At 42.9% G+C, this 11919-nt stretch carries 11 protein-coding genes and 2 pseudogenes; 7 read left to right on the forward strand and 6 right to left on the reverse strand.

The window, feature by feature from the left end:
- Positions 1-492: 492 nt before the first annotated feature.
- Positions 493-612, reverse strand: a pseudogene (locus tag ACED60_RS15745) (manganese-dependent inorganic pyrophosphatase); the annotation flags it as partial.
- A 269-nt stretch (positions 613-881) separates the two neighbouring features.
- Here ACED60_RS15745 and ACED60_RS15750 point away from each other — a divergent pair.
- Positions 882-1433, forward strand: a complete 552-nt coding sequence (locus ACED60_RS15750; RefSeq protein ID WP_009847203.1) for a hypothetical protein — start codon at positions 882-884, stop codon at positions 1431-1433.
- A 108-nt stretch (positions 1434-1541) separates the two neighbouring features.
- On the opposite strand, the gene ACED60_RS15755 is transcribed toward ACED60_RS15750, so the two are convergent.
- A complete protein-coding gene (locus ACED60_RS15755) occupies positions 1542-1994 on the reverse strand; it encodes a septal ring lytic transglycosylase RlpA family protein (protein ID WP_371727948.1) in 453 nt (150 codons plus the stop codon).
- A gap of 420 nt (positions 1995-2414) precedes the next feature.
- On the opposite strand from ACED60_RS15755, the gene ACED60_RS15760 reads away from it, so the two are divergent.
- The 3 genes and pseudogenes from ACED60_RS15760 (at position 2415) to ACED60_RS15770 (ending at position 4909) form a co-directional block, all read left to right on the forward strand.
- Positions 2415-2681 carry a hypothetical protein gene (locus ACED60_RS15760; protein ID WP_371728000.1) on the forward strand — a complete coding sequence of 89 codons (267 nt, stop codon included), beginning with the start codon at positions 2415-2417 and terminating at the stop codon, positions 2679-2681.
- 92 nt (positions 2682-2773) lie between these two features.
- Positions 2774-3772, forward strand: a pseudogene (locus tag ACED60_RS15765) (DUF2860 family protein).
- Between the two features lie 105 nt (positions 3773-3877).
- Positions 3878-4909, forward strand: coding sequence for a helix-turn-helix domain-containing protein (locus ACED60_RS15770; RefSeq protein WP_371727949.1), 1032 nt, complete (start codon positions 3878-3880; stop codon positions 4907-4909).
- 167 nt (positions 4910-5076) lie between these two features.
- On the opposite strand, the gene ACED60_RS15775 is transcribed toward ACED60_RS15770, so the two are convergent.
- Positions 5077-5568 (reverse strand): VOC family protein, encoded by a 492-nt coding sequence (locus ACED60_RS15775; RefSeq protein WP_029406249.1) that lies wholly within the window; start codon positions 5566-5568, stop codon positions 5077-5079.
- Positions 5569-6059: 491 nt separating this feature from the next.
- Here ACED60_RS15775 and ahpC point away from each other — a divergent pair, with 491 nt between their 5' ends.
- The gene (ahpC, locus tag ACED60_RS15780; RefSeq protein WP_004736364.1) at positions 6060-6617 is read left to right on the forward strand and encodes an alkyl hydroperoxide reductase subunit C; all 558 of its coding nucleotides are present in this window, start codon (positions 6060-6062) and stop codon (positions 6615-6617) included.
- A gap of 227 nt (positions 6618-6844) precedes the next feature.
- Entirely contained in the window at positions 6845-8437 is a 1593-nt protein-coding gene (gene ahpF / locus ACED60_RS15785; protein WP_371727950.1) for an alkyl hydroperoxide reductase subunit F, read from the forward strand.
- A 145-nt stretch (positions 8438-8582) separates the two neighbouring features.
- On the opposite strand, the gene ACED60_RS15790 is transcribed toward ahpF, so the two are convergent.
- Complete coding sequence (locus tag ACED60_RS15790; protein ID WP_004736366.1) at positions 8583-9182, reverse strand: LysE family translocator; 600 nt, start codon at positions 9180-9182, stop codon at positions 8583-8585.
- Positions 9183-9304: 122 nt separating this feature from the next.
- Here ACED60_RS15790 and ACED60_RS15795 point away from each other — a divergent pair, with 122 nt between their 5' ends.
- Positions 9305-9790, forward strand: a complete 486-nt coding sequence (locus ACED60_RS15795; RefSeq protein ID WP_004736367.1) for an Lrp/AsnC family transcriptional regulator — start codon at positions 9305-9307, stop codon at positions 9788-9790.
- Between the two features lie 131 nt (positions 9791-9921).
- Here the strand turns inward: ACED60_RS15795 and ACED60_RS15800 are convergent, their stop codons facing one another.
- Together ACED60_RS15800 and ACED60_RS15805 are read right to left on the reverse strand one after the other, a co-directional pair.
- Positions 9922-11424, reverse strand: a complete 1503-nt coding sequence (locus tag ACED60_RS15800) for an arylsulfatase (protein ID WP_009847211.1) — start codon at positions 11422-11424, stop codon at positions 9922-9924.
- A gap of 9 nt (positions 11425-11433) precedes the next feature.
- Complete coding sequence (locus tag ACED60_RS15805; protein ID WP_371727951.1) at positions 11434-11823, reverse strand: DUF4345 domain-containing protein; 390 nt, start codon at positions 11821-11823, stop codon at positions 11434-11436.
- Between the last annotated feature and the right edge of the window lie 96 nt (positions 11824-11919).

Below are 11919 nucleotides of genomic sequence, written 5' to 3' on the forward strand. Positions count from 1 at the left end.
ATAAATGATAATTTTCAGGTGCTCAACTGCGCATCTTCAAGTTAACTGGGTATAATGCCAATGAAAATAATTTTTAAGATTAATTGACTATTGGTTGTCCACAATTGATATTGTTTATTTAGACACCACTACCACAGTAAATACTAACTCCTGTAGGAATGCAGACAGCACCGTTGGTTGCACAGCCAGATATATAAAGACAAAGAGCGGTTATTATTAGTTTTCTCATACAGAATAAAATCCTTTAGGTAGAAACATTGTGTGTTTTGGACAACAGAAAATACATTTCTACTCAAATAAAAAGAAATTTTTATTTATACACTTCATATAAACAACCAAACTCTACTTTTTACCATATTTATACAATGCGAGTATTAGTATTTTGCCAAAGAAAACACTGGTGAATTTAGTCCTAAAGTCCAAGTTAATTAGCTTATCAAAAAGAAGGGGGGGGGATCTATACCAATCCCTCTCCCAAAAATCTCTTTCTACTTACAAGCTCTCAATTGCCTTTTGCACTGCAGGGCCAATCTGGCGCTTACGAGAAGTGACGCCCTCCAAAGTCAGCATGTCACTTGTTGGTTCAGCATTGAAAGCCGATTTTTTAATCTCCTTAATTCACCTAAGTTCACTTATTTTTGCCCCTAATCATCTTCACCCTATATGTAGATTTTCGACGGGGAAATATAGACATAGCGAATCAACTCATGCCTCCTGCGCACTTGTCAAATACATTAAAACCGAACATATATGAACACTGAGTAATATTGCTAGATAATGCTTGGTGGTGATATTGTAAGAAAATAATAATAGATATTTTTCAGACAGTTATTCGATTCGCAAATTCAATTATTTATAATGAATCACGCAGGAGTATTAAAGTGATACTAAATCATAATTTAGACTGGAGTATTGTTGGCGCTATACCAACTGGCCCTGGAACATTTGTAAGAGATGCCTTTCAATTACAATATGGCCAACCCACTAGAGAACTCCTTCCAGCTGGGACATCGATATATAAATTTAATGGTTATCCAACTTTAGGGCGAGGCGAAATTACAGATGAGACCACACTCTCACCATGGTGGTCACCAACCGACCCTTTCCAACATGATGCAGGACTAGAACAAAAGAAAAAAATTGCGCAGCGTAATGGCGTATCTCTTAGAGAATGGGGACGTTTGACCTCAGTTATCAAAGAGAACTGGAGTTCATTGGATTACTTATTGGAGATGAGACTAAAATCTCCGGTTTATGCTTGGTTTGGCGGTTTTAAAGGGATGGACCGTATTGATGCAGGCTCACAATCCAAAAGAAATACAGCTCTTGAAATGAGAGGTAATTCGCAAGGCCTACCTGGCGGAGCGACTCAATTCTATATTCCCAACTTAACCGTCGGCCATTTTATGTCTCACAAGTTTAGTAAGATGTGAGCCTGCTTAACGAATACAATTTCACTTTTGATTACTAACCAGTACCGGCCTAGCTCTTAGCACCGTTTATAGTAGTGGTTGACAATTCAAAGGAATACTTGAAGTTGGTTAGTGCTTATACCTAAAGGTATTACTGTCATCAACAATCTCAATTTTGACAGGCACAGTGCCTTGCTTAACGTTACCTATTTGTGCAAATGCCTTGTGAGAAAGGTCGATAACTCGGCCTTTTACGTAAGGGCCTCGATCGTTAATTTTCACATCGACCGACTTGCCATTGTCTGTATTGGTCACTCTCACGATCGCCCCAAAGGGCAAGGTTTTATGAGCCGCTGTGTAGGCATTCATGTTGTATGTCTCACCACTTGCTGTGAGTTTTCCATGGAATTTATCGCCATACCAAGAAGCTTTACCCACAAGAGCATGTGACTTGGCATAGTCCTTTGTTTTAGAACTGCCGACAGCCGACGTTGAGGTGCATCCAGCTAATATCATAAGAATAAGAGCGGTAAATATGATATGTCGTTTTTTCATGTGATTTGGGAACGCTAATCTCTGCATGTTTCTCTATTTTCGTTGTTGTTGGTTAGCAATATTGTGCTGAGTATAGTCACAACTCAATCAAGGCTACCATTCGGTATGAGCCCGCAATATTTCCATAAACTACGTTTTCTTCCGTCATTTTCATGAAAGGTTTTATCCTTAAAACGTCAACTTTAACAACGTCTTAAAGTTGCTTATTTCTCAACCATTCCATGCCATTCACCCACAACGACTTTGTTTGAGTAGTAATAACGCCTACCTATACATAACCCAACAAACGAGTTGGCGTGAATGGTATGAATGTTGGCGGTATTTGCACTGCACGCAAACACTCCGATCTTTATTCTAGTCCCATAAATCAGCACACGGAGTGAAGATAGATCTAGCAAGCTAGATTTCGAAACAAGGATAGTGACTTTCTAACTTGGGATAGAAACTATGAATATCAATGAATTAAAGCGCAGAGATTTTTTCAAAGTTATGGGAAAAGGTGCAGTTTCAGCTGCAACGAACTCTCTTCCTACTTTAGCGAATATTGCGTGTTCTCCCATCAAGTCGCCTCCCTCTTATTGGAACAAGCAGAACCTTCCAGTTGGTAGTCATTTTTCCGCAGCAAGAGGCAACGACCGTCTCTTATTTGAATTGGCCTATCAACTAGAAAGCGCCAAGCCTTGGGCAAATAAAAAAGCCCCAATAGCACTTTAAAAAGCAATTCACTTTCAAGAGCTATTTATTTTCAAGAGCTATTCGATTTCGAAATCAGTTCGATTAAAAACTATTCAAGTACGAGTCTATTGATGAAACATATTATCTCCCTATTTTTGGCAACTATGATGCTTGCTTCTCCCTCATACGCAGCTTTGGCACCAAGCGAAGGTTTCAGCGGCAACATGACCTTCCTAACCGGCTTCACCGCAAACTCAAGCAACTTAGATATTGGCCAAAGTAATCATCAATCTCAAGCCGATTTAATGTCGTCTGGTGCAACTGAAGCCAATGGAATGGTCGCTATTTTAGGTTCGATGCAGTACACCTTTGGCGCTTTGAATCACAAGCAAATTTTCTTAGGCACTTCTAGAGACGACATCATTACAGGTACGTTGGCATTTGAAGTTGGCTATAGGCAGTAACTGGAGAGCGGAATGGTTATCGACTTTTCCATCTTACCGACTCTGATCTGTGGTGAGGTGTGGGATGACCCTTATGCCGTTGATTCGAAGAGAGAAGAAACCGACCTAACCGGCAACGTGGTTCGAATGCAGCTGTCTAAAATGATGGGGACTAACTTTAATATCGATATGGCTTTTGGCGAGTCCGATGTAAAAAAAGAAAACACAGGATTAAAAGGACTTGATTTAACTGACGAAGAACGAGCATTAATGACGCGAGAACGAGAGTATTTTTATCTAAAGTCGGATTACCAGTACTTCTTAAAAGATGGGTCTGGCATTCTCACGCCTTCAATCAATGTTTTCTCGTCGAACTCTGAGGGTAATGCGTTATCGTTCCTAAGTGTTGGAGCAGAAGTGAACTTAGCGAAAAGATTTGGAAATCATGGCCTTGCTTTCACAATCAACGCAGCAAAACGCGACTATGATAAAGAGAACCCTATCTTCAATAAGACGCGTGAAGATAAAGATTTCGGTGCATTCATCGCCTATGAATATGCCAATATCTTTGATGCAAAAAACTGGTCTCTGGTATCACTATTAGGTGCTAAAACAACCACTTCGAATATTGAATATTACCAATCGTCACAATATGTGGTTTCAGTAGGTGTTGATTACAAGTTCTAAGGTCTAACTGAGCTTTTCACTGCTTGTAACCAGTAAAAAAATCCTATAATTTGGGGCACATTAACGAGAAGAACACTCTTCAACAACCAGCAATAACAGGAAGTTATGGTGGAAAGTTTTAGTACTCAGTTGCCCATATTTTGGTTTAAAACTTTAGATTCAGCGATCCAAGCTAGAATTGGAGACAGCAGTGACATCTGGTCAGGGGCAGAGGCAGAGGCAGAGGTATATGAACAACTTTGCTCCGCCGAAACAATTTCGGCCCACCAGCTTCAAACCGGTATCGCCAATATCTACCAACGTTTTGATCATGAACTGAGCGACTTGTTTGATGAGTCAGCCCGTTACTTTGATGAGCTTGAAATGGGCGCTCCGGTCATGGCCATGCTAACCGCCCCCAATATCTCCAGCTTTTGTGAACTACTAAGTCGATATTCAATTCATATACACCCACTATTGAAGATATTCAGTCGTGAAACCGATAACGGTGAACTGGAACTTTGGACAGTGACACCCGAATACATTGATGAGTCAACGCTAATGACACACATTAGCTTGGGGCTCTATTTCAGTATTATTCTCAAGCTCATTCGAAAGTACCTCAATGCGCCCAAGCAAAAACTTACCATTCATATCAACAAGAGCACCATTGGCGATGAGTTCTTGGCTATCTTCGAGCGCGTATTCAATATAGAAATGAAAGAAGGTTACCCTGCCCGATATCTCCTTTTCTCTAACGAACTGGCACAGAGAAAGCCTCGCCAATTCCAACCTGGTTTTCATGCAGAGTTAGTACGAATTGCTGACCAACAGATGGAAAAGGTGTTAAAAACCAACTTAATCTACAAAGTGAATGAAACGTTCAAGGTGCTTGCAGTGAAAGACACAAACCTAGATAGCGTAGCAAGCAACCTGCACATAAGCCCTCGAACCTTGAACCGTAAACTTAAACAAGAAAGTGTGAGTTTCCGTCGTTTGTTTGATAAGTATCGACTTGAACTGAGCATGACTCTACTTAACCAAAACGACGGTAATATTACTTATGTCGCTCACGAACTTGGCTTCTCAGATTCGAGCGCATTCAGCCGAGCATTCAAAAATTGGACTGGGCACTCTCCTACCGAACTAAAATCGTAAGGTCACTTTCCGGCGAGTTATACGCTTCAGCGGAAGCTTCTTCTCGACGGCATTCTTATGTGTCAGGCCAATCGAAGTCGATCCAAATACAAAAAGGATTGGTATCTCTACCAACCCTCTTTAGGGGGTGTTTCGGTTTTCTACCTTATGACAGGCAGGTAACGCGATTACTCGTAATCAGTCGCGTACGTGTCTTCGTATGTGTGCGAGTAGAATTCGAATAGGTTGCCAAACGGGTCTTCTAGATAAACCATTTGCGCTTGTTTTAGTTCGTCTTCTGGGTGGTAACGCATGATGTCCATACGAACCTTACCGCCATACTCTTCAACACGCTTAATCGCTGAATGAAACTGCTCTTTTGGAAGTTGCAGACAGAAGTGGAAGATACCTAGGCGAGAGAAATCAACTTCGTGACGCTCTTGGCGATCTTTCATTTCGAACAGCTCAACACCAATACCATCAGAAGTTACTAGGTGTGCAATGTTGAAGCCTTTAAAGCCTTCACCGAACACAGCGATACACATACGGCCGATTGCTGATTCGCGCTCTTCCATTACTTTGGTGTTGTTCATTACGATTCTTAGACCCAGAGCTTTCGTGTAAAACTCGACTGCTTTGTCCATGTCGCCAACCATGATGCCTACGTGATTCATTTTCATAACTTGCTCCAAATTCGTTTTTAATTCTGTGCGTTTCGAAGACTGGCTTCGATGTTTCGTTTCGATGGAGAGAGTATATGGAGATGTAACGATTAACTGAAATTATCATAAATTATATTAATGATAATTTTTTGTTATTTACAGATTTAGCATCAAATCCCAGCTCGCTTAAAGAAGCCACGCCTGCCCTTGCCTACTTAGATACATAGATAGATACATAGATAGATACATAGATACATAGAGGCTTACGTGAATAGAGATAAGCCGAAATAGAGAACAGCCTAAAGAGCATAGCTACCCAAATAGAACGTAGCCCTAGTTTGATAACTTTTATCGATAGTTTTTGTCGATAGCGATCTTCTTACGAAGATAGGATTTGCCTATTGAATCTATAGAAATGTCCGATTTCACTAATTTTCGGTGCGAATGCAATATAGCTCCATCGACGCGGGATAGCGTTAAACACTACAAATTAGAAAGAGAGTCGAATCATGATCAACACAGAAATCAAACCATTCAACGCAACAGCATTCAAAAACGGCGAATTCGTAGAAATCACTGAGCAAGACGTTAAAGGCAAGTGGGCTGTATTCTTCTTCTACCCAGCAGACTTCACGTTTGTATGTCCAACTGAGCTAGTTGACCTACAAGACAAATACGCAGAGCTTCAATCTCGCGGCGTAGAAGTTTTCTCAGTATCAACTGACACGCACTTCTCTCACAAAGCATGGCACGATACTTCTGACAAAATCGGCACTATCGAATACTTCATGGTCGGCGACCAAACAGGCAACATCACAAACAACTTCAACGTTATGCGTGAAGGTCAAGGCCTTGCAGACCGTGCAACGTTCCTAATCGACCCTGAAGGCGTTATCCAAGCAATGGAAATCACAGCTGAAGGCATCGGCCGTGACGCTGAAGACCTACTACGCAAGGTTAAAGCAGCACAATACGTAGCCGCTCACCCAGGTGAAGTTTGCCCAGCTAAATGGAAAGAAGGCGAAGAGACTCTAGCGCCATCTCTAGACCTAGTAGGCAAGATTTAATCTAAGCCTAGCTAAACAAGAATAGCCAAGAAAGAACGAGTAAAACAGAACAGTTAAACGGTTCTACAGGCGCGCTTCGGCCCCCCTCCTAAAGGGCAGTCGCGCGCCACCCTTTCAAAACATCAACACCACAATATTTGCCGACTTGCGCCCCCTTTTTATTTCCCTTTTTCAGCAAGAAGGTATTGGTCAATACCAAGACACAGAATTTAAGAGCAGGCACGATTATGTTAGATCAAGCAATGAAGCAGCAGCTAAAAGCATACCTAGAAAACCTAAAAACCAATGTTCAGTTAGTACTGAGCCTTGATAGCAGCGATACCGCGAACAAACTTCAAGATCTGGCGAATGATATCGCCTCTCTCACCGACAAAATTGAAGTAATTCGTGATGATAACGCAAGCACTCGCCGCCCTATCATGCAGGTCGTAAACCAAGAGAAAGGCACTGCGATCGGTTTCGCCGGTTTACCAATGGGTCACGAATTCACATCACTGGTACTTGCACTGCTTCATAGTGGTGGTCACCCTATCAAGCTTGAAGCTGACGTAATCGAGCAAATTAAAGAACTCGATCAAGAGCTTAATGTAGAGATTTTCATCTCGCTATCATGCCAAAACTGTCCAGAAGTGGTTCAAGCATTCAACATGATGTCGGCGATTAACCCTCTAATTAAGACAACGATGATTGATGGCGCAGCATTCCAAGACGAAGTGAAGTCTCGCGACATCATGGCAGTACCAAGCGTGTTTATTAACGGTGAGCTATTTGGTCAAGGCCGTATGTCACTGGCTGAAATCCTTAACAAAGTCGATTCAGGCGCAGCAGAAAAGAAAGCAGCAAACCTAAACCAACAAGCACCGTTTGATGTATTGGTTGTCGGCGGTGGCCCTGCAGGTTCTTCAGCCGCTATCTATGCTGCACGTAAAGGCATTCGCACTGGTGTGGTTGCAGACCGATTCGGTGGTCAAGTCATGGATACTATGGCGATTGAGAACTTTATCTCAGTGAAAGCGACAACGGGCCCTAAGCTAGTGGCTAGCTTAGAAGAGCACGTAAAAGAGTACGGCGTTGAGGTAATAACCGAGCAGCGCGCTGCGAACATCATTGCGGCAGAAGACACAGAAGACGGCTACATCCACGTTGAACTAGAGAGCGGCGCAACATTACGATCTCGCACGGTCATCACAAGTACTGGTGCTCGCTGGCGTGAAATGAACGTTCCAGGTGAGCAAGACTACCGCAACAAAGGCGTCGCTTACTGCCCACACTGTGACGGTCCTTTATTCAAAGGTAAGAAAACAGCGGTTATTGGTGGCGGTAACTCCGGCATAGAAGCGGCGATTGATTTAGCGGGTATCGTTGAACACGTAACCGTACTTGAATTTGCAGACACACTGCGTGCCGACCAAGTGCTTATCGACAAAGCGAACGCAACACCAAACATCGAAATCATCAAGATGGCGCAAACCACACAAGTGATTGGTGATGGCAACCGTGTAACCGGTCTGGAATACAAAGACCGCAATACGGGTGAACTTAAACAGATCGAACTCGCGGGTATCTTTGTTCAAATCGGCCTAATGCCAAACAGCGAATGGTTGAAGGGTTCGAAAGTTGAGCTTTCACCACGCGGTGAAATTGAAATTAACGCTCATGGCGCAACATCAATGAAAGGTGTATTCGCAGCGGGTGACGTAACAACCGTACCTTACAAACAGATCATCATTGCAATGGGTGAAGGTGCAAAAGCAAGCTTAGGTGCATTTGACCACCTAATCCGTAACTCAGCTCCAGTTAAAGAGGCTGAAACGGCTTAAGCTTTAAACTTAAAAGCTTCTAGGCTTAAAAGCTATTAGCTCAAGTTCCTTAAATATTTGTTAACTTATTTCTTTACTGTTAACGACTTAGTCGACATTTAGACACCACTCCTATGGATTTAGGAGTGGTTTTTTTCTTTGTGATTTATGCCGGTTGATAAAGCATAAAGGCAACCACCATCGCTAAGCTTCCACCCAAGCAACGGTTCACAAACATCATCTGTTTTGGTGATTGCAGTAATTTTTTCAGCATGGTGCCGCAATACGCCCACACCAACATGCACGGCACACCGGTAATAACCATACCCGCGATAATGGTCACGACTTGAATCAAGTAATCTGCATTCGGAGTAATGAATTGCGAAAACACGGTTAATGAAGCTATCCAACCTTTAGGATTTAACACCTGCACCAACACACCTGACATAAAACCTGAACGTTTATCTGTGGTGCTTTCTTCGATTTGCATGTTCGCAATCGACCACGCCATGAACAGCAAATAAGCCGCACCCGCGTATTTCAAAATGTTGTATAGCTCTGGGTAAAGGGTAAATAGGCTCACCAAACCGACACTGGAACCCGCCAGTACGATGATGATGCCAACAGCGTTCCCAGAGATAAAAGGTAAAGTCGCAGCAAATCCATAACGACTTGAAATCCCAAGTAATGCGATATTGCCTGCCCCAGGTGTAATTGCAATTGATGTTGAAAATAGCAAGAACGCCAGCATTAATTGAGAGCTCATTTCCTCTCACTCCTAATAAGTAAAGTATTTATACGGAGAGAGTTTACAGATTCGACTAGGAATTAAATTGCTATATAGGCTAATATTAATGCAAATTTGAGCAAGACTTTCCTAAAAACACCATGAAACAGAAAGAATCCACCAAAGAAGTGTTAGATGACACAGATATCGCCATCTTAGAACATATCCAACAAGACGGACGCATGAGCAACAGCAAGCTCGCGGAGAAAGTTAACCTCAGCGAAACCCCATGCTGGCGTCGTTGGAAACGCATGGAAGAAACTGGCTATATCGATGGTTATGCCGCGAAGCTGAATCGTAAGAAATTAGGCTTTCATGTAGCTGGTTTTACTCTTGTGACTTTAGGCAACCATGAAGTAGAAAACACAGAACCGTTTGAAGAGTTTGTCGAAGTAACCGATTGGATTCCTATGTGTCACTGTATTGCAGGCGGCGCCGACTATATGATTCAAGTGCTAGCGAAAGATTTAGAAGAGTACTTTGAGCGTATTAGCTCGATCAGACGAGTAAAAGGTGTAAGTGCGATTCAGTCGAATATCTCGGTTAAAGAGTTGAAAAACAGCTATAAGTTGCCTCTTGGGGATTAGCTTGCGCTACCATCTACTCAGAACTCTATTAACTCGGGCTTATTTTTACTCAAAGAAAAGATTGATAGACCAAACAAAAAATGCCCAGTCAACGGTTTGTTAACCGGGCACTTAATTTTTACAAGTGCGTATTAGTTACCCACACCACCTGTTTTTTCAGCTGGTAAATCTGGTGTCACTGGGGGCCACTCTTGGAAGGTTGCTAGATGTTGTTGTACAGCAGCTTGAGCAGGACCAAATGCCCACATTTTTTGCCCCATCCACTTCAAGTACATGCCCGACTCTTCCGCCGCTCTCTCGTATGGGTCACGACGTAAGTTAAACAGTAATGGTGCATTTAGCTCCTCTTTCGGACCACTCCAACCATGATTTTGGACCACAAAGTGCGCCTTCCAATCACCAACACGAACCGCTTGCAGCTTGTCTCGTTCGTAGTAGTAGATCTCTTTACGGTTTGACTCACCTTTCTCAGTCAGCATATCCACTTGGTTGTAACCATCAAGGTGCGCTTTAAAGCCATCGTGACCTTTCAGCAGTTTTTCTTTTAGATCCGTTGGACCACCAGCCGCAGCGACAAGAGTGGGTAACCAATCCATACCATCAAAGATGCCATTGCCTACAGTACCCGCTGGGATTTTACCCGGCCAGCTAACCAGTGCAGGGGCTCTTACGCCACCTTCCCAAGTTGTGCCTTTCTCACCGTGATAAGGTGTCATACCGCCATCTGGCCAAGTCATGATCTCAGGACCATTATCCGCAGTGAAAATGATGATGGTGTTATCGGCAATACCGAGTTCTTCCATTTTGGCCATCATTTCACCAACATGGTCATCAAGATCTTTCATGACCACTTCTTGAAGTCCCCAACCGTTTTGGCCAAGCATAGCTTCGTATTCAGGTGACAGGTGCGTCCAAACGTGACCACGTGATGGACAGTACCAAGTGAAGAATGGCTTATCCGCTTCAACCGCCCTTTCAATGAAGTTGATCGCGTGTTTATTCACTTCGTCATCGAGTGTACGCATACGCTCGATCGACAATGCACCATCGTCTTCGATCGTTTGACCACCTTTACCGTCTGATCTTGCGTAAATAACATTACGAGGTGCAAAGGCATCCAAAGAGCCATCTTTTGGCCAATCTGGATCTTCTGTGTATTCCATTGCATTCAAGTGATACAACCAACCCCAATACTCATCAAAACCGTGCATTGTCGGTAGGAATTCATCTCGGTCACCAAGGTGGTTTTTACCAAACTGTCCAGTCACATAACCCATGGTTTTAAGGATTTCAGGAAGCGTTGGTGTGTCGGCACTTAAACCAACAGGGCCACCTGGCAACCCGACTGAGTGCATGCCTGTTCGCACAGGAAGTTGACCCGTTAAGAATGCAGAACGACCCGCCGTACAAGAAGGCTGAGCGTAATAATCCGTCAGTAGCATGCCCTTTTCAGCAATACTGTCGATGTTCGGTGTTTCACTACTCATCACACCATTGTGATAAGCACTCAGATTTGAGATCCCAATATCATCCGTGAAGATAACAAAAATATTCGGTTGCTCTTGTGCTGACCATGCCGATAGCGAAAAGCTACTCAACACACTCATCACAACAAGGTGGAAAATCCTTTTCATAGAATGTCCTTATACTGTTTCAGATTGCTCTTTGTGAACCATTTTTATTCCTACCAAACCAAAGCCAAGCTCCAATAGTAGATAAACGACAAGTAGCCAGTAAGGCATGCCATCTATCAACAAGCTAATGACTCGGCCGGCAGCCAAACCCAACATGAAGACCACCAAACTGTAGAGTGCTGCCAGTCGGTATTTCTTTAGTAACGCCCCTACTATCCAAAACAGAGCCAACGCTAAGTACAACCCCATCACAGCACGAAAGATATGAGTGACATTGATAGGGCTAGCATCAATTCCGAAAAGATAATCAAGGGAGACAACGGGGGCATAACCGTACGACAACGCAATCGGTGTTAAACCCAAAACAGCAACGAACAAAAAAATGCTTTGTGGCTTCATATCCTTACTCTTTTAATTTGGCTCTTTTCAAAAAACATAGTCTACAATCAGCAATATACAAGTTGCATATGTGAAAAATGGATAGTTAAAACACAC

Source organism: Vibrio sp. 1F279 (genome assembly GCF_041439815.1).
GTDB classification, from domain to species: domain Bacteria; phylum Pseudomonadota; class Gammaproteobacteria; order Enterobacterales; family Vibrionaceae; genus Vibrio; species Vibrio tasmaniensis_A.